20 protein-coding genes are annotated in these 21,713 nt (G+C 73.0%); 14 read left to right on the plus strand and 6 right to left on the minus strand.

The annotated features are described in order from the left end of the window. Positions 1-6: 6 nt before the first annotated feature. Entirely contained in the window at positions 7-963 is a 957-nt protein-coding gene (locus ABZ646_RS01975; RefSeq protein WP_360511944.1) for an aminoglycoside phosphotransferase family protein, read from the plus strand. Here the strand turns inward: ABZ646_RS01975 and ABZ646_RS01980 are convergent. Both ABZ646_RS01980 and ABZ646_RS01985 read right to left on the minus strand, forming a co-directional pair. After that, positions 947-1,636, minus strand: a complete 690-nt coding sequence (locus tag ABZ646_RS01980; RefSeq protein WP_360511946.1) for a gamma-glutamyl-gamma-aminobutyrate hydrolase family protein — start codon at positions 1,634-1,636, stop codon at positions 947-949. The genes ABZ646_RS01975 and ABZ646_RS01980 overlap by 17 nt on opposite strands. A 73-nt stretch (positions 1,637-1,709) precedes the next feature. Beyond that, complete coding sequence (locus ABZ646_RS01985) at positions 1,710-2,444, minus strand: FCD domain-containing protein (RefSeq protein WP_360511949.1); 735 nt, start codon at positions 2,442-2,444, stop codon at positions 1,710-1,712. A gap of 107 nt (positions 2,445-2,551) precedes the next feature. On the opposite strand from ABZ646_RS01985, the gene ABZ646_RS01990 reads away from it, so the two are divergent. The 3 genes from ABZ646_RS01990 to ABZ646_RS02000 are packed head-to-tail and all read left to right on the plus strand — an operon-like array spanning position 2,552 to position 6,086. Next, positions 2,552-3,910 (plus strand): glutamine synthetase family protein, encoded by a 1,359-nt coding sequence (locus tag ABZ646_RS01990; protein ID WP_360511951.1) that lies wholly within the window; start codon positions 2,552-2,554, stop codon positions 3,908-3,910. Positions 3,911-3,918: 8 nt separating this feature from the next. Then, complete coding sequence (locus ABZ646_RS01995; protein ID WP_360511953.1) at positions 3,919-5,298, plus strand: aldehyde dehydrogenase family protein; 1,380 nt, start codon at positions 3,919-3,921, stop codon at positions 5,296-5,298. Further along, positions 5,295-6,086 (plus strand): 3-oxoacyl-ACP reductase, encoded by a 792-nt coding sequence (locus ABZ646_RS02000; RefSeq protein ID WP_360511955.1) that lies wholly within the window; start codon positions 5,295-5,297, stop codon positions 6,084-6,086. The genes ABZ646_RS01995 and ABZ646_RS02000 overlap by 4 nt, the downstream gene beginning before the upstream one ends. Positions 6,087-6,129: 43 nt before the next feature. Here the strand turns inward: ABZ646_RS02000 and ABZ646_RS02005 are convergent, their stop codons facing one another. Together ABZ646_RS02005 and ABZ646_RS02010 are read right to left on the minus strand one after the other, a co-directional pair. Continuing rightward, entirely contained in the window at positions 6,130-7,332 is a 1,203-nt protein-coding gene (locus tag ABZ646_RS02005; protein ID WP_360511957.1) for an amino acid deaminase/aldolase, read from the minus strand. A gap of 995 nt (positions 7,333-8,327) precedes the next feature. Continuing rightward, positions 8,328-8,588 (minus strand): hypothetical protein, encoded by a 261-nt coding sequence (locus ABZ646_RS02010; protein ID WP_360511959.1) that lies wholly within the window; start codon positions 8,586-8,588, stop codon positions 8,328-8,330. A 739-nt stretch (positions 8,589-9,327) separates the two neighbouring features. Here ABZ646_RS02010 and ABZ646_RS02015 point away from each other — a divergent pair. Beyond that, the gene (locus ABZ646_RS02015; protein WP_360511985.1) at positions 9,328-10,191 is read left to right on the plus strand and encodes a hypothetical protein; all 864 of its coding nucleotides are present in this window, start codon (positions 9,328-9,330) and stop codon (positions 10,189-10,191) included. Beyond that, complete coding sequence (mycP, locus tag ABZ646_RS02020) at positions 10,188-11,360, plus strand: type VII secretion-associated serine protease mycosin (RefSeq protein ID WP_360511962.1); 1,173 nt, start codon at positions 10,188-10,190, stop codon at positions 11,358-11,360. Before ABZ646_RS02015 ends, mycP begins: the two co-directional genes overlap by 4 nt. Before the next feature lie 5 nt (positions 11,361-11,365). Here mycP and ABZ646_RS02025 read toward each other — a convergent pair whose 3' ends face one another. Next, entirely contained in the window at positions 11,366-12,358 is a 993-nt protein-coding gene (locus tag ABZ646_RS02025) for a serine hydrolase (protein ID WP_360511964.1), read from the minus strand. Between the two features lie 150 nt (positions 12,359-12,508). Here ABZ646_RS02025 and ABZ646_RS02030 point away from each other — a divergent pair, with 150 nt between their 5' ends. Further along, positions 12,509-13,240, plus strand: a complete 732-nt coding sequence (locus ABZ646_RS02030) for an SseB family protein (RefSeq protein WP_360511966.1) — start codon at positions 12,509-12,511, stop codon at positions 13,238-13,240. An 18-nt stretch (positions 13,241-13,258) separates the two neighbouring features. Here ABZ646_RS02030 and ABZ646_RS02035 read toward each other — a convergent pair whose 3' ends face one another. Beyond that, entirely contained in the window at positions 13,259-13,633 is a 375-nt protein-coding gene (locus ABZ646_RS02035; protein ID WP_360511968.1) for a DUF1844 domain-containing protein, read from the minus strand. 400 nt (positions 13,634-14,033) lie between these two features. On the opposite strand from ABZ646_RS02035, the gene infC reads away from it, so the two are divergent. The 7 genes from infC to pheT all read left to right on the plus strand — a co-directional run bounded on the left by infC (position 14,034) and on the right by pheT (position 21,532). Then, on the plus strand, positions 14,034-14,696 hold the full coding sequence (infC, locus tag ABZ646_RS02040) for a translation initiation factor IF-3 (protein WP_360511987.1): 663 nt from the start codon (positions 14,034-14,036) through the stop codon (positions 14,694-14,696). A gap of 137 nt (positions 14,697-14,833) precedes the next feature. After that, complete coding sequence (gene rpmI, locus ABZ646_RS02045) at positions 14,834-15,028, plus strand: 50S ribosomal protein L35 (protein ID WP_046726698.1); 195 nt, start codon at positions 14,834-14,836, stop codon at positions 15,026-15,028. Positions 15,029-15,128: 100 nt separating this feature from the next. After that, positions 15,129-15,512 (plus strand): 50S ribosomal protein L20, encoded by a 384-nt coding sequence (rplT, locus tag ABZ646_RS02050; RefSeq protein WP_360511970.1) that lies wholly within the window; start codon positions 15,129-15,131, stop codon positions 15,510-15,512. A gap of 197 nt (positions 15,513-15,709) precedes the next feature. Further along, positions 15,710-16,564 carry an RNA methyltransferase gene (locus ABZ646_RS02055; RefSeq protein ID WP_360511990.1) on the plus strand — a complete coding sequence of 285 codons (855 nt, stop codon included), beginning with the start codon at positions 15,710-15,712 and terminating at the stop codon, positions 16,562-16,564. Positions 16,565-16,617: 53 nt separating this feature from the next. Continuing rightward, positions 16,618-17,754 (plus strand): ATP-binding protein, encoded by a 1,137-nt coding sequence (locus tag ABZ646_RS02060; RefSeq protein WP_360511973.1) that lies wholly within the window; start codon positions 16,618-16,620, stop codon positions 17,752-17,754. A 134-nt stretch (positions 17,755-17,888) separates the two neighbouring features. After that, positions 17,889-19,010, plus strand: a complete 1,122-nt coding sequence (pheS, locus tag ABZ646_RS02065; RefSeq protein WP_360511976.1) for a phenylalanine--tRNA ligase subunit alpha — start codon at positions 17,889-17,891, stop codon at positions 19,008-19,010. Beyond that, a complete protein-coding gene (gene pheT, locus ABZ646_RS02070; RefSeq protein ID WP_360511978.1) occupies positions 19,010-21,532 on the plus strand; it encodes a phenylalanine--tRNA ligase subunit beta in 2,523 nt (840 codons plus the stop codon). The genes pheS and pheT overlap by 1 nt, the downstream gene beginning before the upstream one ends. Positions 21,533-21,713: the final 181 nt, after the last annotated feature.

A 21,713-nucleotide genomic window follows, 5' to 3' on the forward strand; every position in this document is an offset into this window, starting at 1 on the left:
CCGTCCATGGCCACCCCCACCGCCCCACCCGCCGAAGGCACCCGCATCCCCTGGGAAGCGCTCCCCGCCCGGGTCCGGGACGCCGTCGCCGACCTCCTCGGCGGCGCCCCCGTGACCCAGGCGGTCACCCAGGCCGGGGGCTTCTCCCCGGGTGTCGCCGCCAGAATCCGGACCGCCGCCCACCGCGCCGCCTTCGTCAAGGCGGTCGGCGCCGACACCAATCCGGACAGCCCCGCCCTCCACCGCGCTGAGGCCCGTAACGCCGCCGCCCTGCCCGCCGCCGTGCCCGCGCCGCGACTGCTCGGCAGCTACGACGACGGCACCTGGGTCGCCCTCGTCTTCGAGGAGGTCGACGGGTGCCAGCCGCACGTCCCCTGGCGCCCGGAGGAACTCCGCCGGGTCCTGGACGCGGTGGCCGCCCTGGGCCGTGCCCTCACCCCTTCCCCGGTCGACGCGCCACCCGCCGCGGAGCACCTCGCGGACGCCTTCGACGGCTGGCGCAGGCTGATCGAGGGGCCCGGGGTAGCCGCCGACCGGCTGGACGACTGGACCGTCTCCCATCTCGCGGAACTGGCCGCAACCGCCGCCCCCTGGCCCGGGTCGGTCACCGGCGACACCCTCGCCCACGGCGACCTGCGCGCCGACAACATGCTGCTCACCGCCGACGGAGGGGTCGTCTTCGTCGACTGGCCGCACGCCGTGCGAGCCGCCCCCTGGTTCGACCTCCTCGTGATGCTGCCGTGCGTGCGGGCCCAGGGCGGCCCGGACCCGGAGCGGGTCTTCGCGGCGCATCCGCTCGGCCGGGACGCGGACCCCGACCGGGTCACCGCCGCCCTCGCCGCGCTGACCGGCTACTTCCTGGAGCACTCGGTACGGCCCGCGCCGCCCGGTCTGCCCACCCTGCGCTCCTTCCAGCGCGCGCAGGGCGACGCGGCGCTGAGCTGGCTCAGGACGCGGCTGTGACCAGCGCCCGCATCACCCGCAGGTCCTCACCCATCTCCGGATGCCACTGCACCCCGAGGACCCAGCCCCGCCCGGCGGGCAGCTCGATCGCCTCGGTCGTGCCGTCGTCCGTCGCATGGGCCGAGGCCACGAGCCCCGCCCCGAGGCGGTCCACCGCCTGGTGGTGGAAGGTGGGGACCGAGGTCTCCTCCGGGACCGCCGCGGCGTACAGCGTGCCCGGGACCGGTTTGACCGGGTGCCGGCCGAAGACGCCGGGAGTCTCCGCGTGGCCGTCGATGTGCTGGACGAGGGTGCCGCCCAGGGCGACGTTCAGGAGCTGCATGCCCCGGCAGATCCCGAGGAGCGGGATCCGCGCCGTCAGGGCCGCGTCGATCAGGGCCAGTTCCCAGGCGTCCCGGGGGCGGTCCGGGCGGCCGGTGTGGGGGCCGGGCTCGGCACCGTAGCGGACCGGCTCGACGTCCGGGCCGCCCGCGATCACCAGGCCGTCCAGCCGGGCCACCGTCGCCGCCGCGTGCTCGGGGGCGTCCGGGGGCAGCATCGCCGCCAGGCCGCCCGCCCGCTGCACCAGGCGCGGATAGCCGGCCGGCAGCAGGGCCGCCTCCAGCTCCCAGACTCCCCAGCGCGTGGCGGCCTCCAGATATGTGCTCACGCCGATCAGTGGCCGTCCGGACATGGGCCCCTCCCGAGTCGTAAAGGTATGCGCTCGCACCTTTATGTGCACCCCTTTATGACATGCCGGTCGGGCCTTACGCCAGGAACCCCCGCAGCAGCGCCGCCGTTCCCGCGCAGTGTTCCCGCATCATCTCCCGGGCACCTTCGGCGTCCCCGTCCAGCACCGCCTCCACCAGCGCGACGTGCTGGCGCTGCGAGTGCTCCAGGTTGCGAACCAGCAGCGGGATGCAGTCCAGCAGGTCGTTCACCGCCGCCCGTACCGCCGCGTACTGGGCGGTGAGCGAGGGTGAGCCGCACAGCTCGGCGATCGTCAGGTGCAGCAGCGTGTCCAGGCGGCGGTAGTCCGCGAGGGGTGCCTCATGGGTGCGGGCCAGGGCCTCGCGGAGGCGGTGCGCATGGTCGGGGGGCAGGCCGTGCGACGCGCACAGCCCGGCCGCCCCCACCTCGAGCACCTCGCGGAACCGCAGCACGTCCTCGATGTCGACCTCGGCGACCCGCCGCCGCAGTTCGTCCTCGCCGCCCGCGTCCGCCCGCGGCAGCACGAACGTGCCGCCGTACCGCCCGCGCCGGGACTCCACCAGACCCTGGTCCTGAAGCACCTTCAGCACCTCGCGCAGCGTCACCCGGCTGATGCCGAGGCGCTCCGCCAGCTCCCGCTCGGCGGGCAGCCGTTCACCGCCCGGAACCAGTCCGAGGCGGACGACCTGGAGGATCTGCTCCAGCGCCTCCTCGAAGCCGTTGCCGGCCCGCACCGGCCGCAGCACCGGGGTCAACGGGTCGTCGAGGGTGCCGTCCGCGTCCGGCGACATAGGGCCGTACCCCCTTCCCAAGCAATGGTTGTCACCCATACCTTAGAGCTCCCGGACCGCCCGCAGCAGTGCAGCACCGTCGTGACAGACGCCGAAGGAGCTCCCCCGTGGCAGACCGCACACCCCCGCTGAGCGTCGAGGAACTGCACACCCTCGTCGCGGGCGGTGAGATCGACACTGTCGTCCTGGCCTTCCCCGATATGCAAGGGCGACTGCAGGGAAAGCGGTTCGCCGCCCGGTTCTTCCTCGACGAGGTCCTCCGCCACGGCACCGAGGGCTGCAACTACCTGCTCGCCGTCGACACCGAGATGAACACGGTGGACGGCTACGCCATGTCCTCCTGGGACCGCGGCTACGGCGACTTCGCCATGCACCCCGACCTCGCCACCCTCCGCCGCGTGCCCTGGAACGCGGGTACCGCGCTGCTCGTCGCCGACCTCGCCTGGAACGACGGCTCCCCGGTCGTCGCCGCGCCCCGCCAGATCCTCCGTCGCCAGCTGGAGCGACTCGCCGAGCTCGGCTACACCGCACAGGTCGGTACGGAGCTGGAGTTCATCGTGTTCAAGGACACCTACGAGGCGGCCTGGGACGCGAACTACCGCGGGCTGACCCCGGCCAACCAGTACAACATCGACTACTCGGTGCTGGGGACCGGGCGGATCGAGCCGCTCCTGCGCCGCATCCGCAACGAGATGGCCGGCGCGGGGCTGACCGTCGAGTCCGCGAAGGGCGAGTGCAACCCCGGCCAGCACGAGATCGCCTTCCGCTACGACGAGGCCCTGGTCACCTGCGACCAGCACGCCGTCTACAAGACCGGCGCCAAGGAGATCGCAGCCCAGGAGGGCGTCTCCCTCACCTTCATGGCCAAGTACAACGAGCGCGAGGGCAACTCCTGCCACATCCACCTGTCACTGACCGACGCGGACGGCCGCAACGTGTTCGCCGACGGCGACGGCATGTCCGACGTGATGCGGCACTTCCTCGCCGGACAGCTCGCCGCCCTCCGAGACTTCTCGCTCCTCTACGCCCCGAACATCAACAGCTACAAGCGGTTCCAGCCGGGCTCCTTCGCCCCGACGGCGGTCGCCTGGGGCCACGACAACCGCACCTGCGCGCTCAGAGTCGTCGGCCACGGCCGCTCGCTGCGCTTCGAGAACCGGCTGCCCGGCGGCGACGTCAACCCGTACCTCGCCGTCGCGGGACTGGTCGCGGCCGGGCTCCACGGCATCGAGCAGAAACTCGAGCTCCCCGACCCCTGCCCCGGCAACGCCTACGCCGCCGACTTCGCCCACGTCCCCACCACCCTCCGCGAGGCCGCCGAGCTCTGGGAGAACAGCCCCGTCGCCAAGGCCGCCTTCGGCGACGAGGTCGTCGCGCACTACCGCAACATGGCCCGCGTCGAGCTGGCGGCCTTCGACGCCGCGGTGACCGACTGGGAGCTGCGCCGCTCCTTCGAACGCATGTGAGGCACCCCTTGTCGCAACAGTACGAACTCGACGTCCTCAACCCGGCCACGGAGGAGGTGATCGCGACCGTCCCGGGAGCCGCGGCGCAGGACATCGACACCGCCGTGCGGCGGGCCGCGCGGGCCCAGGAGCGCTGGGCCGCGCTCGCGCCCGGCGAACGGGCCCGGCTGCTGCGCCGGTTCGCCGCCGTGGTGGACGAACACCGCGAGGAACTGGCCCGGCTGGAGGTCCGGCAGGCCGGCCACACCCTCGGCAACGCCCGCTGGGAGGCCGGCAACGTCCGTGACCTGCTCGACTACGCGGCCGGGGGAGTGGAGCGGCTGACCGGACGCCAGATCCCGGTCGCCGGCGGTCTCGACGTCACGCTGCTCGAACCCCTCGGGGTCGTCGGCGTCATCGCCCCCTGGAACTTCCCCATGCCCATCGCGGCCTGGGGCACCGCCCCGGCCCTCGCCGCCGGCAACGCGGTGCTTCTCAAGCCCGCCGAGACCACCCCGCTCACCGCTCTCCGCCTCGCCGAACTCGCCCTGGCGGCAGGGCTCCCGGAAGGCCTCTTCCAGGTGCTCCCCGGCCGCGGCGACATCGCGGGCGAGGCCCTGGTCCGCCACCCCGGCGTCGCCAAGGTCGTGTTCACCGGTTCCACCCGGGTCGGCAGGCGCATCATGGCGCTCTGCGCCGACCAGGTGAAGCGCGTCACCCTCGAACTCGGCGGCAAGAGCCCCAACATCGTCTTCGCGGACGCCGACATCGAGGCCGCCGCGGCCGCCGCGCCGATGTCCTTCCTGGACAACTCCGGGCAGGACTGCTGCGCCCGCACCCGCATCCTCGTCCAACGGTCCGTCCACGACCGCTTCCTGGCGCTGCTCGCCCCCGCGATCGAGTCCGTCACCGTGGGCGACCCGGCGGACGAGAAGACCGACATGGGCCCGCTGATCTCCAAGTCCCAGCTGGAACGCGTCCGTTCGTACGTGGACGCGGACGCGCCGGGCATCCGGGGCAAGGCTCCCGACGGCCCCGGCTTCTGGTTCCCGCCCACCGTCCTCACCGGCGTCGACCCGCACGCGCGCGTCGCCGTCGAGGAGGTCTTCGGACCGGTCGCCGTCGTCATCCCGTTCGAGGACGAGGCCGACGCGATCCGGCTCGCCAACGACACCGAGTACGGCCTCTCCGGCTCCGTCTGGACCCGGGACGTGGGGCGGGCGCTGCGCGTCTCGGGGGCCGTCAAGGCCGGCAACCTGTCCGTCAACTCCCACTCCAGCGTCCGCTACTGGACCCCCTTCGGCGGCTTCAAGCAGTCGGGGATCGGCCGCGAACTCGGCCCGGACGCGCTCACCGCCTTCACCGAGACCAAGAACGTCTTCATCAGCACGGAGGGCCCCGCACAGTGACCGCATCCACCGAAGAGATCGTCTGCCGCCGGCTCGTCGGCCGAACCGCCGTCATCACCGGGGCCGGCAGCGGCATCGGCCTCGCCACCGCCCGGCGGCTGGCCTCCGAGGGCGCCCACGTCGTCTGCGGCGACGTCGACGAGACCCGCGGCAGGGCCGCGGCCGAGGAGGTCGGCGGGACCTTCGTGAAGGTCGACGTCACCGACCCGGAACAGGTCGAGGCCCTGTTCCGGACGGCCTACGAGACCTACGGCAGCGTCGACGTCGCCTTCAACAACGCCGGTATCTCACCGCCCGACGACGACTCCATCCTGGAGACCGGGCTGGAGGCCTGGAAGCGCGTCCAGGAGGTCAACCTCACCTCCGTCTACCTCTGCTGCAAGGCGGCCATCCCCTACATGCGGCGGCAGGGCAGGGGCTCCATCATCAACACGGCGTCCTTCGTGGCCCGGATGGGCGCGGCCACCTCGCAGATCTCGTACACCGCCTCCAAGGGCGGGGTGCTGGCCATGTCCCGTGAACTGGGCGTGCAGTTCGCCCGCGAGGGCATCCGCGTCAACGCCCTGTGCCCCGGGCCGGTCAACACCCCGCTGCTCCAGGAGCTGTTCGCCAAGGACCCCGAGCGGGCCGCCCGCCGACTGGTGCACATCCCCGTGGGCCGGTTCGCCGAGGCCGAGGAGATCGCCGCCGCCGTCGCCTTCCTGGCCAGCGACGACTCCTCCTTCGTCAACGCCAGCGACTTCCTGGTGGACGGCGGGATCTCCGGGGCGTACGTCACGCCCCTCTAGACGTCCGGGGGCCGGGCCGGGCGCCGCCCGCCCGGCCCCGGGGTCAGAGGAAGGTGTGACCCTCGCCCCGGTACGTCGGTACGGTCGCCGTCACCCGGTCGCCCTCGACCAGCTGCAACTCGGCGAACCGCTCGCACAGCTCGCCCGCCTTGGCGTGCCGGAACCACACCTTGTCGCCGATCAGGAGATCGTCCGCCGCGGCGCCCAGCAACGGGGTCTGCACCTCGCCGGGGCCCTCCTGCGGGTCGTACGACAGTCCCTCCGGCAGGTACGGCACCGGGAGGCGGTCACGGCCGGCGACGCCCGAGGCCGGGTAGCCGCCGCCGAGCACGGTGACCACGCCGACCCCGGGCCGCCGCACCACCGGCATGGCGAACAGCGCGGCGGGGCGGCCGGTGAACGACGTGTAGTTGTCGAAGAGGCGCGGCACGTACAGGCCGGAGCCCGCCGCGATCTCGGTGACCGCCTCCTCCGCCGCCGTGGTCTGCACGCTGCCCGTGCCGCCGCCGTTGACGAACTCCAGGTCAGGGGCGACGGCCCGGACTGCCCGCACCACCGCGGCGCGCCGCTCCGCCAGCTCGCGGCGGGCGGTGGCCTGCATCAGCCGCACCGCGCGGGAGCGCAGCGGCCGGCCGGCGACGGAGTCGCCGACCCCGGCGATGTGCCCCTCGTACCCCATGATCCCGACCAGCCTGAAGCCCGGCCTGCGGGCCACGGCCCGTGCGAGGTCGGCGAGCTGGGCGGGGGAGTGCAGCGGCGAGCGGCGGGCCCCGATCCGCACCCGGCCGCCCAGCAGCTTCAGCGAGGTGTCCAACTCCAGGCAGACCCGCACGACTTCGGTGCCGCCGTCGCGGGCCGCGTCGATCAGGTCGAGATGGGCGGTGTCGTCGATCATCACCGTCACGGCGGCGGCGAGCTTGGGGTCGGCGGCCAGCTCGGCGAACCCGGTCCGGTCGGCGGACGGGTAGGCGAGGAGGACGTCGTCGAAGCCGGACCTCGCGAGCCACAGGGACTCCGCGAGTGTGAAGGACATGATCCCGGCGAACCCGTCCTTGGCCAGCACCCGTTCCAGCAGGTGGCGGCAGCGCACGGACTTGCTCGCCACCCGTACCGGCTTGCCGCCGGCCCGGCGCAGGATGTCGTCCGCGTTGGCATCGAAGGCTTCCAGGTCGACGATCGCGAGAGGGGCGTCGAGGTGGGCGGTGGCCCGGTCGTAACGGGCCCGGTCGGCGGCGCGCGCAGTCATGAACGAAGCCTGCCAGACAGGATTACCGCAGGGTAGGGGGACGATCCGGGCAGATGCCCCGGGGGCGTGGACTGGTTCCCGTTCGCGCTCGTACAACCCGTAGAGTGACGCGCACGTACGGCGGAACCGGCCTGGTCGCCCGACCCGCGCCGGGATGCGGATCCGCGGGCAGGGGTATGTGTGCCCGGGGCGGACTCTCCGCGCCGAGAGCGAGACGGCCCGTACGAGGAGTTGGCCCGGGCACGAGGAAACGGGGGGCGCATGAGCGGGGAAGCGCAGCACGCCCCGATCCCAGGACGCCCTTCGTCCGAGGAGCCGGCACCCACCGCCGAAGGTGACCGGGGGCGGGGTGACGGGCCGGGTTTCTTCGAGCGCCCCGACCGGATGAATGGGTCGCGCCGGTCCGACGTATTCACCGGCGGGACCGGGGAGACCGGGCAGGACCAGCTGCCGGGTCGGCCCGGTGGACAGCAGAGTCGTGACGACCGGACGAGTCGGGGGGGTGCGGTGGGGCAGGGCGAGCAGGGCACGGGGGGCCGGTCGGCCGACGGTTCGGCCCGCACCGAACGCATCACCCGCCCCCGCTACCCCAACCTTCGTCCGCCCCGCCCCACCCCCCTCCCGCCCCCGCCTCCCTCGGCCCGTTTCCCCGACACCCCGCCACCCCGCACGGACGACGACCGGAGCACACCGCGGAAGCCTCCGGGACGGGACGCCGACGGCCGAGGTACGCCGACGGAATCTTCGGGACGGGACGCCGACGGCCGAGGTACGCCGACGGATCCTTCCGGGCAAGGGGCCGATGGCCGAGGTGCGCCTGCGGGGCCTTCGTGGCGGGGTGCCGATGGGCGAGGTGCGCCTGCGGGGCCTTCAGATCGGCGCGTCGACGGGCGAGGTGTGTCGGCGGAGCCCTCGGGGCGGGAGTCGGCCGGGTGGGATGCCGGGAGGGGCGTGCGGTCCGGGTCCGCCGGGCGGGGTGCGCCGTTCCGGTTGTCCTACGGGGCGCCGCCGTCGCGGCGTCCGGCGGCCGGGACGGAGCCGGACGGCTCGTCGCGTGCCGCCCGTGCCGCCGCGGAACCGGAGCCGCCGCGGGACGTGCGACCGTCGTCGGGTGAAGCGGCCGGAGGCTCCGGCTCCGCCAGGGCGACCGGGTCCGCGCGGGTCGAGCGGCCCCGCAGTGACTTCCCGACCACCCTCGGTGCGCCGGTGTCGGGCAGCGCCTGGAGCCCCCACATGCGGACGTTCCCGGTACCCACGGCCCCGCCTCGCCCCGCGTCACCCCCGAAGACCGCCCCACCGCCGCCGCGCACGGCGCAGTCCCCGACGACCGGCACCCCGCCCCGCCCGTCCGAGCCTCCGACGGCCGGCGGTGCGTCGCGTCCCGCGCGCGCCCCGGCGCGGCCGACGACCCCTCCGGCCTCCGGCTCCGCCCCGGCACCTGCCCCTCCCCCCCGACCGACGGCCCCTCCGACGGTCGGCGCCCCCTCACGCCCGGACGGTACTCCGACTCCCCGTGGCGCTTCGACGTCCGTGAGTGCCTCCCGCCCCGGCGACGCCCCGGCTCCCGCGAGCGCCTCGCGTCCAGCCGGGGGCCCTCCGTCCGGTGACGTGCCGCGTCCCGGTGGGGGCTCGGCGGCCGGTGGTGTGTCGCGTCCCGGTGGCGGCCCGGCGTCTGGGGGCGCTGCCCGTTTCGACGGTTCCTCCGCCCCCGCGAGCGCCTCGCGTCCCGTTGGGGGCCCGGCGGTCGGTGGTGGGTCGCGGGGTGGTGGGGGTTCCGGGGCTGCCGGATTCACCTCGTCCGTTGCGGCGCCGCGAGCGGCGCGGTCCGCGGTTGTCGATGCTCCGTCGGGTCCGGCGGCGGGCATGCCGGGCGGTGCGCCGCCCCGTCCGGCGGTGCCCCCGATGCCGGCGCCGGTGCCGACCGCCGGTTCGGGAGGCCCCGTCGAGGCCCACGGCACCCCCGCCGCGCCGCTCGCCCCGATGCCGGACCCCGCCATGTCCTGGAGCGCCTCCATGGGAACTCCCGGCAGGGACCGGCCCGTTGTCACGTTCGGTGAACCCGAGGGGTACGACGAGCGCGGGCGGGGGCTGTCGTTGATCGGTCGCGTGGCCCCCCGCACCGCCGCTGCCGCCGCCTGCCTGGTCCTCGGCCTCGGCCTCATCGGCGGCGCGGTGACCGGGAGCTGGATAGTCGACGACGGCGGTGACGTGACCGCCGCCGGCACCTTCAGCGCCGCCGCGGGCCTGTGGCACAACGTCCCCGTCGACGAACTGTTCCCGCCCACCGTGCTCGGCACCGGCGCCGGCCCCGGCGGAGCCGACCGCACCTGGACCCGGATCGCCGTCGCCCCGGCCACCGGCTGCGCCGACGCCTTCGACCCGCTGCTGCGCAAGGTACTCGCCCCCGTCGGCTGCCGGCGCCTGATCCGCGCCACCTACACCGACGCCACCCAGAGCTACGTGACGACCGTCGGGCTGCTCTTCACCACGGCCGACCCGGCCGCCATGACCGCCCTGGCCAAACGCTTCGATGACGAGCGCCTGGACCGCCGTACCGACCTGATGCCCCTCCCGTACGCCGCGAAGGGCACCGCGGCCGAGCGGTTCGGCCCGCATCAGCGCGCCTCCTGGACCGTCTCCGTGCTCACCGACTCCCCGGTCGTCGCCTACGCCGTCTCCGGCTGGGCCGACGGCCGTACCGTCGACACCCCGCAGCCCGCCGCCGACGCCGAGGCGTCCGGTGCCACCACGGCCGCCGCCCAGGCCGGCCTCGGCAACGAGGCCCAGGGCCTGGCCGACCGCATCGAACGGCGACTGCGCCAGCACATCGCAGGCCCGGCAACGGAGAAGCCCTCATGAAGCGCCGCGCGACCGGAGCCGTGCTGAGCCTGCTGTGCGCCGGTTCGCTCGCCCTGCTGCCGTCCACGACCGCGTACGCGGACAGCATCCGCGCCCAGCAGTGGGGCCTGTCCGCCCTGCACCTCGACGAGGCCTGGAGGACCACCAAGGGCCGGGGCGTCACCGTCGCCGTCCTGGACACCGGTGTCGAGGCCGACCATCCGGACCTCGTCGGCAACGTCCTGGCCGCCAAGGACATGATCGGCTTCGGTGCTCGGCAGGGCCAGCGCGACTGGGCCCGGCACGGCACCGCCATGGCCGGGATCATCGCCGGTCACGGCCACGGGGTCGGCAACGGCGACGGTGTGATGGGCGTGGCGCCCGAGGCCAGGATCCTGCCCGTCCGGGTGATCCTCGAAGACGGCGACAGCGCCCGCGGCAAGGCCCGCTCCACCCGGGGCGACGCCCTCGCCGAGGGCATCCGATGGGCCGCCGACCACGGCGCCGACGTCATCAACCTGTCCCTCGGCGACGACTCCGACTCCGCGCACCCCGAGCCCAGCGAGGACGAGGCCATCCAGTACGCCCTGAAGAAGGACGTCGTGGTCGTCGCCTCGGCCGGCAACGGCGGCGACAAGGGAGACCACATCTCGTACCCGGCGGCCTATCCGGGTGTCATCGCGGCCACCGCCGTGGACAAGTTCGGCACCCGCGCCTCCTTCTCCACCCGCCGCTGGTACGCCACGGTGAGCGCGCCCGGCGACGACATCGTCATCGCGGACCCGGACCACAAGTACTACGAGGGCTGGGGCACCAGCGCCGCCTCCGCCTTCGTCTCGGGCGCCGTGGCCCTGATCAAGGCCGCCCACCCCGGGCTCACGCCCGCTCAGGTCAAGAAGCTCGTGGAGGACACCGCCCGGGACGCCCCGGCGGGCGGCCGGGACGACTCCCGCGGTTTCGGCATGATCGACCCGGCGGCCGCCATCAAGGCGGCGGGCAGCCTCAGGACGGAGGACCTGACGGCGGCGTCGTACGGGAAGAAGTACTTCGGTCCCGGCCCCGACGCCGAGAAGGACACGACGAGCGCCACCGACTGGGCGGCCCCCCTGGCAGGCGGCACGGGCGGGGTCCTGCTGGTGGCCGCGGTGGTCCTGTGGCGAGACCGCCGCCGATCCCTCGAAACCCCCTGACCCGCTTACTGCGGAGCCGGAGCAGACGCCGACGGACCAGCTCCGGTGAAGGACCTCACCGCCGCCTTGGCAGCCGCCTCCACCAGCGAGATCCCCTTCGCCTGGCTCACGGTCCCGTTCGACAGCACGGCCACCAGATAGTCCGTCCCGCCCACCGTCACCCGCCCGATGCTGTTGACGTCCCACAGCCCCGTCGTGCTCCGCGCCAGCCACCCGTTCTTCAGCGCGAACCCGGAACCGTCCGCCGCGGCGGAAACCCCCCACCGCTGGTCCGACTCGACCGTCTTCATCAGTCCCTGGACATATGCCCGCGAGGCCTCGCTCAGCTGCGAATCGTCCCCGAACACCTGCCGCAGCAGGGTGAGCTGGTCCGCCGCCGTGGTCTGGGTCAGCCCCCACAGGGGCCCCTCGCCCCCCTCGGTCGAGGTCAGCCCGAACCGCTTGTTCGCGGCGTCGAGCCCCTCCGCCTTGCCGATGGTGTCCCACAGCTCGGACGCCGACGTGTTGTCGCTGTTCTCGATCATCTTCGTGGCGTACGCCCGCTCCGTCGCCGTCAGCTGTCGCCCCGCGTCCTGCGCCTGCAGGAGCAGCGTCGCCAGGATGTCGACCTTGACGATGCTCGCGGTGTCGAAGGCCGCGTCGCCATGGACCGCGCCGTCACCGGAGTCCAGGTCGAGGACCGCCGCCGACACCTGCGCACCGGACGGCACGCTCACCGTCGCCATCGCCGAACTCAGCAGCGCTTCCCGGTCCACGGCCGGCTCCGTCACAGGCTCCACCGACGCCTCCCCGTGCGCCGAGGCCGAGGAGGAGGGCGACGGCGACGCAGCCGAGGATACGGTGCCTTCGCGGGCGTGCGCCTTCACGTACACGGTCCCCGCCGCGGTCGCGCCGAGGACGGCGACCACGGCGAGGGAGGTGGCGAGAAGGGCCCGGCGCCGTGGCCGGGCGCGGCGCCGGCCGCGACGGGAACCGGAAGTGGCTCTGGGGGACTCCATGCCCGCGATGCTCGGGGCGGGGACTGTGCGAGCCGTTTGCCGGACGTTAGAGGAAGGTCAGGGAATCCTGAGATTCGTGTGAAAGCGGTGTCGGCCTGGTTTCGGGGGGCGCACAACCGCAGCAGCATCCCACCGATAGGGTCGGGGACCGTGGCGAACAAGAACATTCCCGACTCCGGCTACTCCGACGACGACGGTTCCGCCGACCCCCGGCTGACCGCCGCGCTGGCCGCCTGGGCCGAGGACCGTACGGCGGTGGGCCCCGTCCTGGAGGCGCTGAAGGGCGCCCGGCTGCTGGTTCCCGTCGTCGCCGTGCTCGGCGAGGTGGAGGAGGACGAGAACGGGCTGCGCCGCGAGAAGACCAGCGACATGGCGGTGCCCACCCTGAAGGCCGGCCAACGCACCGCCCTGCCCGCCTTCACCTCCATCGGGTCGCTGGCCCGCTGGGACCCGGCGGCCCGGCCCGTCGCCGTACCCCTGCACCAGGCGCTGCAGGCCGCCGCACACGAGAAGGCGGACACAGTGGTGCTGGACCTGTCGGGACCGGTGCCGTTCGAGCTGACCGGCGCCGCGCTGCTGGCCCTCGCGGAGGGGCGTACGGCGGCCGATCCGCTCGCCGACCCCCTGGTGCTGGAGGCCGTCCGTACGGCGGTGGCCGCCGAGCCCGCCGTGCTCCGCGCCCACCTCGGCCCCGGGCAGGCGGACGGCGTCCTCGCCCTCGTCCTCGACCCGGCCGTGCCGCCCGCGGCCGCCGCCCGCTCCGTCGCCGAGCGGCTCGCCGCCGACGAGACGCTGCGGGCCCGCCTGGTGCGCGGCCTCGACCTGGCACTCCTGCCGGCCGGGACCACGCCCCCGGGCGAGCCCCTGTACGTACGGGACTGAGCCAGTGCCGCGGAGGCCCTAGCCGTAGACCGGGCCGGTGTACTTCTCGCCGGGGCCCTGGCCCGGGTCGTCGGGGACGATCGAGGCCTCGCGGAAGGCCAGCTGGAGCGACTTCAGGCCGTCCCGCAGCGGGGCGGCGTGGAAGGAGCTGATCTCGGTCGCGGACGCGTCGAGCAGTCCGGCCAGCGCGGTGACCAGCTTGCGGGCCTCGTCGAGGTCCTTGTACTTGTCGCCCTCCTCGGTCAGACCGAGCTTCACGGCGGCCGCGCTCATCAGGTTGACGGCGACCGTCACGATCACCTCGACCGCGGGGACCTCGGCGATGTCGCGGGTCATCTCGTCGAAGTCGGGCTGCTCGGCGGAGCCGGGGCCGGAAAGGGGCGTCTCACTCATGCCCCACACGATAGGCGCAGCCGCGAACGGCGCTCACCAGGGCCCGCCTCGCCCCAATTAGCCCTCTCTCCGATTGGCTGCTAGCCTGGTGTGACGACCGGCCGGACAGATGTGCCATACGGCTAGCTGATCCGGCCCACAAGTGGAGGCTTCGAACTCCCACCCGACCACCCCCAGGGCGGCGGGTCACCGGTCAGGCGGTCGCTTCGCCGTTTCACGGCGACGGCGTTCCGTCCGATAGTGCGCCCCGCGATCCTCGCGGCGGTGTCTCCGGTAGTTCGAGGAGTCCCGCCTGTGATCGTCCGGGGCATTTTTTCTGCTTCGGTGCGGTTAGGTCTTACGACACAGACGTTACGCGGCTGTCCGCCAGACCGTCGCGTGGTGCTACCGAGGAGGATCCATCAGCACCGAGCCCCGCATCAACGACCGGATTCGCGTTCCCGAAGTGCGACTTGTCGGTCCCAGCGGCGAGCAGGTCGGGATTGTTCCGCTTGCCAAAGCCCTGGAGCTTGCCCAGGAGTACGACCTCGACCTGGTCGAGGTGGCGGCGAGCGCACGCCCGCCGGTCTGCAAGCTCATGGACTACGGCAAGTTCAAGTACGAGTCGGCCATGAAGGCCCGTGAGGCGCGCAAGAACCAGGCGCACACGGTCATCAAGGAAATGAAGCTCCGGCCGAAGATCGACCCGCACGACTACGACACCAAAAAGGGTCACGTCGTCCGGTTCCTCAAGCAGGGCGACAAGGTCAAGATCACGATCATGTTCCGTGGTCGCGAGCAGTCCCGGCCCGAGCTGGGCTACCGACTGCTGCAGCGGCTCGCGGAGGACGTCCAGGACCTCGGTTTCGTGGAGTCGAACCCGAAGCAGGACGGCCGGAACATGATCATGGTTCTCGGTCCGCACAAGAAGAAGACCGAGGCGATGGCCGAGGCCCGGCAGGCGCAGGAAGCCCGCAAGGCGGACGCGAAGGCCAACCCCGGTCGGTCGCAGAACCCCGCCGAGGCCGAGGCTGAGGCCGACGCCGAGGTCGAGGCGCCGGCCGAGGAGCACGCCGAGGCGTGATCCCGGGGTACACCCGCCCCAGGGCAGCAGCCGGGGGCGAGAGTCCCAGGATGTAACCGATACAAGAGCGACGTTCCACAGTGCCCGGTTTTCGCGACCGGGCACCGGAGCGCCACCGACGAGGAGATAACGGCGCTATGCCGAAGAACAAGACGCACAGCGGTGCCAGCAAGCGCTTCAAGGTCACCGGCTCCGGCAAGGTGCTCCGTGAGCGCGCCGGCAAGCGCCACCTGCTCGAGCACAAGTCGTCCCGCGTGACGCGTCGCCTGACCGGCAACGCCGAGATGGCCCCGGGTGACACCGCGAAGATCAAGAAGCTTCTCGGCAAGTGACACGTGGGCGCCTCGCCGCGCCCTGAGTCAGCACAACCGGGACCCAGTCGTTTCCGGGCCGCGTGAGTCCAACCGCGGCCCCGCTACAAGGAGTTAACAAGTGGCACGCGTCAAGCGGGCAGTCAACGCCCACAAGAAGCGCCGGGCGATCCTCGAGGCGGCCTCCGGCTACCGCGGTCAGCGTTCGCGCCTGTACCGCAAGGCCAAGGAGCAGGTCACCCACTCGCTGGTCTACAACTACAACGACCGCAAGAAGCGCAAGGGCGACTTCCGTCAGCTGTGGATCCAGCGCATCAACGCCGCTGCCCGCGCCAACGGCATCACCTACAACCGCTTCATCCAGGGTCTGAAGGCCGCGAACGTCGAGGTCGACCGCAAGATCCTGGCCGAGCTGGCGGTCAACGACACGAACGCGTTCGCCGCGCTCGTCGAGGTGGCGCAGAAGGCGCTGCCGTCGGACGTCAACGCCCCCAAGGCGGCGTGACGCTGCGCTGGCTTCGGCCGACGTGAGGACCCGCAGGCTGAAAAGCTTGCGGGTCCTGTTGTTGGTCCACGGCATTCGTTCGGCTGCGGGCTCGTGCGGGCTGATCGCGCGCACGCTGCGGTAGCCGCATATATGTACAGTTCCGCGCCCCTGAAGGGGCGCTCGTCCGTCGCGTTTCTTCGAAAGTGACCGCCACGATGGCCACCCCCGAGCTGATCTCCCCCCGTTCCGCGCGTGTCTCCGCTGCCCGGCGGCTCGCGAAGCGGAACTTCCGGGGGAAGGACCGGCTGTTTCTCGCCGAGGGGCCGCAGGCCGTCCGGGAGGCGGCCGGGCATCGGGCCGGGGACGCACCGACGCTCGTGGAACTGTTCGCGACCGTCGAGGCCGCCGAGCGGTACGCCGACATCGTGGGGGAGGCCAGAACCGCCGGCGCCCGGATCCACCTCGCCTCCGAGGACGTGATCGCCGACATCTCCACCACGGTGACGCCCCAGGGCCTGGTCGGGGTCTGCCGGTTCCTCGACACCTCCTTGGAGGAGGTCCTCGCCGCCCGCCCCCGGCTCGTCGCCGTCCTCGCCAACGTCCGCGACCCGGGCAACGCCGGGACCGTGCTGCGGTGCGCCGACGCGGCCGGGGCCGAGGCCGTCGTCCTCACCGACGCGTCCGTCGACCTCTACAACCCCAAGGCCGTGCGCGCCTCGGTCGGCTCGCACTTCCACCTCCCCGTCGCCGTCGGCGTTCCCGTCGAGCAGGCCGTGGCCGGGCTCAAGGGCATCGGGGTGCGGATCCTCGCCGCCGACGGCGCGGGCACCGACGACCTCGACGACGAGCTCGACAAGGGCACCATGGGCGGCCCGACGGCGTGGGTGTTCGGCAACGAGGCGTGGGGGCTCCCGGAGGAGACCCGGGCGCTCGCGGACGCCGTCGTGCGCGTCCCGATCCACGGGAAGGCCGAGAGCCTGAACCTCGCCACCGCCGCCGCCGTATGTCTCTACGCATCGGCCCGTGCACAGCGTGCCCCCGGAGGGTGCCGTTCCGTCACCAGGGGCTAGTAGGGTGACCAGCCCGGGGGCCTGCTGCGCCGTCTGAGAGGTGGAGTAAGGGGATGAGTGTCGGCACCAGCAACGCGCCGGGCGGCCGGGGCACCGGCCGCGTACCCGCACCCCGGCACGGCGACCTCACCGGGCTCGGCATCGACCCCGACGAACTGCCCGACGGCCTGGTGATCGCCGACGAGCACGGCATCGTCGTCTGCTTCAACGCCGCCGCCGCCCGCATCACCGCCACCGCACCCGCCGACGCCCTCGGCCGGCGCCTGGAGAGGGCCCTGCCGTTAGAGGACCTGGAGGGCAGGCGCTGGTGGCAGCTCACCGATCCCTACGGCGGCCTCGCCATCCGGGTCGGCCAGCCCGAGCGCAACCTCCTGCTGCCCGGCGGGCGGGAGGTGATGGTGTCGGCCCGCTACGTGCGCGCCGAGCCGGCCGGCCCCGTGCGCCGGGTCGTCGTGTCGCTGCGGGACACCGAGGCCCGGCGCCGTACCGAACGCAGTCACGCCGAGCTGATCGCCACCGTCGCCCACGAGCTGCGCTCGCCGCTCACCTCCGTCAAGGGGTTCACGGCCACCCTGCTCGCCAAATGGGAACGGTTCACCGACGACCAGAAACGGCTGATGCTGGAGACGGTGGACGCGGACGCCGACCGGGTCACCCGGCTCATCGCCGAGCTGCTGGACATCTCGCGGATCGACAGCGGGCGCCTCGAAGTGCGCCGGCAGCCGGTGGACATAGGCGCCGCCGTCGGACGGCACATCCAGGCGTACGTGGCCGCCGGGCAGCCCGCCGACCGGTTCCTGCTGCGGATCGAGCAGCCGCTGCCCGCGCTCTGGGCCGACCCCGACAAGATCGACCAGGTCCTCAGCAACCTCATCGAAAACGCCGTGCGCCACGGTGAGGGAACTGTCACCATCGACGTCACGCCCTCGGCGTCCCCGCGCGAAGGGGAGGACGCCGGTACGTCGGTCACGGTGGGCGACGAGGGGCCAGGCATCCCGGAGGAGTCCATGAACCGCGTCTTCACCCGCTTCTGGCGGGGCAGCAAGCGCGGTGGCACCGGCCTGGGCCTGTACATCGTCAAGGGCATCGTGGAGGCCCACGGAGGCACCATCACCGTCGGACGCGCCCCCAGCGGCGGCGCCGAGTTCCGATTTACGTTGCCCGTGAGCACGCCGGCGTATCTCACCTGAGACCGGCCGAGCGGCCCGCGGGCGCCTTCGTCACCTCCACCCCGTTAGACTCGGCCTTTGGCACCTTTGTGTCCTTCACACGGCCACCCACGGTCACGGGGACCATCCGCCAGTAATCGGAAGCACGGGAAGAGATGTCGGCACCGAACAAGTCGTACGACCCTGTAGAGGTCGAGGCGTTGAAACCGGAAGAGATCGAGCGCATGCGGGACGAGGCGCTCGCCGCCTTCGCCGCCGCGGACTCCCTCGACGCGCTCCAGGAGGCCAAGGTCGCCCACACCGGGGGCACCTCCCCGCTGGCCCTCGCCAACCGGGAGATCGGCGCCCTGCCCCCGCACGCCAAGGCCGCCGCAGGCAAGCTGGTCGGCCAGGCCCGCGGCGCGGTGAACAAGGCCCTCGCCGGCCGCCAGGAGGAGCTGGAGGCCGAGCGCGACACCCGGGTGCTCGTCGAGGAGGCGGTGGACGTCACCCTGCCCCACGACCGCGTCCCGGCCGGCGCCCGGCACCCGCTGACCACGCTCTCGGAGCGCATCGAGGACATCTTCGTGGCCATGGGCTACGAGGTCGCCGAGGGTCCCCAGGTCGAGGCCGAGTGGTTCAACTTCGACGCCCTGAACATCGGCCCGGACCACCCGGCGCGCGGCGAGGCCGACACCTTCTTCGTGCAGGGCCCCGAGGGCGGCACCGAGTCGGGAGTCGTGCTGCGCACCCACACCTCGCCGGTGCAGATCCGCTCGCTGCTCGACCGTGAGCTGCCGGTCTACGTGATCTGCCCGGGCCGGGTCTACCGCACCGACGAGCTGGACGCCACCCACACCCCGGTCTTCCACCAGGTCGAGCTGCTCGCCGTGGACGAGGGCCTGACCATGGCGGACCTCAAGGGCACCCTGGACCACATGGTCCAGTCCCTGTTCGGCGAGGGCATGAAGACCCGGCTGCGGCCGAACTTCTTCCCCTTCACCGAGCCGAGCGCCGAGATGGACATGCTCTGCTACGTCTGCAAGGGCGAGTCCGTCGGCAACCCCGACCGCCCCTGCCGTACCTGCTCCTCCGAGGGCTGGATCGAGCTGGGCGGCTGCGGCATGGTCAACCCGCGGGTGCTCACCGCCTGCGGCGTCGACCCGGAGAAGTACAGCGGCTTCGCCTTCGGGTTCGGCATCGAGCGGATGCTGATGTTCCGCCACAACGTCGAGGACATGCGAGACATGGTCGAGGGTGACGTCCGGTTCACCCGGCCGTTCGGGATGGAGATCTGATGCGGGTCCCGCTTTCCTGGCTGCGGGAGTACGTCGACCTGCCGGCCACCCAGACCGGCCGCGACGTGCAGGCCAAGCTCATCTCGGCCGGCCTCGAGGTCGAGACCGTCGAGCAGCTCGGCGACGGCCTCAAGGGCCCCCTGGTCGTCGGCCAGGTGCTGACCATCGAGGAGCTGGAGGGCTTCAAGAAGCCGATCCGCTTCTGCACCGTCGACGTCGGTTCGGCCAACGGCACCGGTGAGCCCCAGGAGATCGTCTGCGGCGCCCGCAACTTCGCGGTCGGCGACAAGGTCGTCGTGGTCCTGCCGGGGGCCGTGCTCCCGGGCGGGTTCTCGATCAGCGCCCGCAAGACCTACGGCAAGACCTCGCACGGCATGATCTGCTCCAGCGGTGAGCTGGGCATGGGCGATGACGGCACCCACGGCATCATCGTGCTGCCGCCGGAGACCGAGGTCGGCAAGGACGCCATCGAGCTCCTGGAACTGGTCGACGAGGTCCTGGACATCGCGGTCACCGCCAACCGCGGCGACTGCCTGTCCATCCGCGGCGTGGCCCGCGAGACCGCCATCGCCTACGGCCTGCCGCTGCGCGACCCGGCCCTGCTCGACGTACCGGGACCGAACGCCTTCGGCTACCCGGTCCAGGTCTCGGACCCGTTCGGCTGCGACCGCTTCACCGCGCGCACCGTCAGCGGTCTGAGCCCCGAGGCCCGCTCGCCGATCTGGCTCCGGCGCCGCCTGCAGAAGGTCGGCATGCGCCCGATCTCGCTCGCCGTCGACGTCACCAACTACGTGATGATGGAGCTCGGCCAGCCGCTGCACGCCTACGACCGCAACCTGGTCCAGGGCACCATCGGCGTCCGCCGCGCGGCCGAGGGCGAGAAGATCGTCACCCTCGACGGTGTGGAGCGGAAGCTGCACGCCGAGGACCTGGTCATCACCGACGACCGCGGCCCGATCGGCCTCGCGGGCGTCATGGGCGGCGCCAACACCGAGATCGCCGACCACGATGCCGCCGAGAACGGGGCGAACTCCACCACCGACGTGGTGATCGAGGCGGCCCACTTCGACGCCGTCGCGATCGCCCGCACCGCCCGCCGGCACAAGCTGTCCTCCGAGGCCTCCCGCCGCTTCGAGCGCGGTGTCGACCCGCAGGCCGCGGCCGCCGCCGCGCAGCGCACCGTCGACCTGCTGGTGCTGCTCGCCGGCGGCACCGCCGAGGCGGGGGTCACCGAGGTCATCGCGCCGTCCGCGCCGCACACCATCACCCTCGCGGCGAACCACCCCGACAAGGTCGCGGGTGTCGCGTACGGCCGGGAGACCGTGGTCCGCCGCCTCCAGGAGGTCGGCTGCGACGTCTACGGGCAGGACGAGCTGATCGTCACCGTGCCGTCCTGGCGGCCGGACCTGTCCGAGCAGAACGACCTGGCCGAAGAGGTCATCCGGCTGGAGGGCTACGAGAACCTGCCCTCCACGCTGCCCAAGCCGCCGTCCGGCCGGGGGCTGACCGCCCGGCAGCGGCTGCACCGCCGGGTCGGCCGCGCGCTCGCCGGGGCCGGCTATGTCGAGGCGCCGAACTACCCGTTCGTCGGCGAGGGCGTCTTCGACCAGCTCGGTCTGGCCGCCGACGACCCGGCCCGCCGTGTCGTGAAGCTCACCAACCCGCTCAACGACGAGGAGCCCGCGCTCCGTACGTCGCTGCTGCCGGGCCTGCTCGGCGCGCTCCGGCGCAACGACGGGCGCGGGGCGCACGACCTGGCGCTGTTCGAGACCGGCCTGGTCTTCCTGCCCCGCGAGGAGCAGGGCATCGCCGGGCACCTCCCGGTCGACCGCCGCCCGACCGACGCGGAACTCGCCGCGCTGGACGCCGTGCTGCCCGAGCAGCCGCGCCATGTCGCCGTCGTCCTCGCGGGCGCCCGCGAGCAGGCCGGCTGGTGGGGCAAGGGCCGTCCGGCCGACTGGGCCGACGCGGTCGAGGCGGGACGCGCGGTGGCGCGTGAGGCCGGGGTCGAGCTGATCGTGCGGGCCGGCCAGTACGGGCCGTGGCACCCCGGCCGGTGCGCCGAGCTGGCGGTCGTCGCCGACGGTGCCGAGCGGGTCGTGGGCCACGCCGGTGAGCTGCACCCGCGCGTGCTCAAGGCGCTGGGGCTGCCCGCGCGCACCTGCGCGATGGAGCTGGACCTGGACGCGGTGGAGCAGGCCGGCGACGGCACGCCGCAGGCGCCGAGCATCTCGACGTTCCCGGTGGCCACGCAGGACGTCGCCCTCGTGGTCGACAAGCCGGTACCGGCGGCGGAGGTCGAGGCGGCGCTGCGCGAGGGCGCGGGTGAACTCCTGGAGGCGATCCGGCTGTTCGACGTGTACGTCAACGACGAGCAGCTGGGCGACGGGAAGAAGTCGCTGGCGTACGCGCTGCGCTTCCGGGCGTCCGATCGCACGCTGACGGTCGACGAGGCGTCCGCGGCTCGTGACGCCGCGGTCGCCCTGGCAGGGGAGCGTACGGGAGCGGTGCTGCGCGGCTAGTTGCCGCAGGGGGTCGCGTGGTGCCCGCGCCCCTTTCGGCGCCCCGCCACCTGCATAAATGCGGGTGTCCGGTGAGTGGTCACTCATTTGAGTGAGATCTACCGGGGACATGGCCCCTTGCGGGCACGCCGTCGACAGAATCGGACCGGCCTTTCGGGGTCGGTCCGATTCTGTCTGTCAG

Source organism: Streptomyces sp. NPDC007162 (genome assembly GCF_040634175.1).
Lineage (GTDB): Bacteria > Actinomycetota > Actinomycetes > Streptomycetales > Streptomycetaceae > Streptomyces.

Excerpts from the sequence above, each read along its gene's own strand:
- pheT (WP_360511978.1), top strand. The coding sequence starts at position 19,010 with ATGCGGGTCCCGCTTTCCTGGCTGCGGGAGTACGTCGACCTGCCGGCC.
- ABZ646_RS02055 (WP_360511990.1), top strand. The coding sequence starts at position 15,710 with ATGGCCACCCCCGAGCTGATCTCCCCCCGTTCCGCGCGTGTCTCCGCT.
- ABZ646_RS02015 (WP_360511985.1), top strand. The coding sequence starts at position 9,328 with ATGTCCTGGAGCGCCTCCATGGGAACTCCCGGCAGGGACCGGCCCGTT.
- ABZ646_RS02060 (WP_360511973.1), top strand. The coding sequence starts at position 16,618 with ATGAGTGTCGGCACCAGCAACGCGCCGGGCGGCCGGGGCACCGGCCGC.
- mycP (WP_360511962.1), top strand. The coding sequence starts at position 10,188 with ATGAAGCGCCGCGCGACCGGAGCCGTGCTGAGCCTGCTGTGCGCCGGT.
- pheS (WP_360511976.1), top strand. The coding sequence starts at position 17,889 with ATGTCGGCACCGAACAAGTCGTACGACCCTGTAGAGGTCGAGGCGTTG.
- ABZ646_RS01975 (WP_360511944.1), top strand. The coding sequence starts at position 7 with ATGGCCACCCCCACCGCCCCACCCGCCGAAGGCACCCGCATCCCCTGG.
- rpmI (WP_046726698.1), top strand. The coding sequence starts at position 14,834 with ATGCCGAAGAACAAGACGCACAGCGGTGCCAGCAAGCGCTTCAAGGTC.
- ABZ646_RS02005 (WP_360511957.1), bottom strand. The coding sequence starts at position 7,332 with ATGACTGCGCGCGCCGCCGACCGGGCCCGTTACGACCGGGCCACCGCC.
- ABZ646_RS02035 (WP_360511968.1), bottom strand. The coding sequence starts at position 13,633 with ATGAGTGAGACGCCCCTTTCCGGCCCCGGCTCCGCCGAGCAGCCCGAC.
- ABZ646_RS01980 (WP_360511946.1), bottom strand. The coding sequence starts at position 1,636 with ATGTCCGGACGGCCACTGATCGGCGTGAGCACATATCTGGAGGCCGCC.
- ABZ646_RS01985 (WP_360511949.1), bottom strand. The coding sequence starts at position 2,444 with ATGTCGCCGGACGCGGACGGCACCCTCGACGACCCGTTGACCCCGGTG.
- ABZ646_RS02025 (WP_360511964.1), bottom strand. The coding sequence starts at position 12,358 with ATGGAGTCCCCCAGAGCCACTTCCGGTTCCCGTCGCGGCCGGCGCCGC.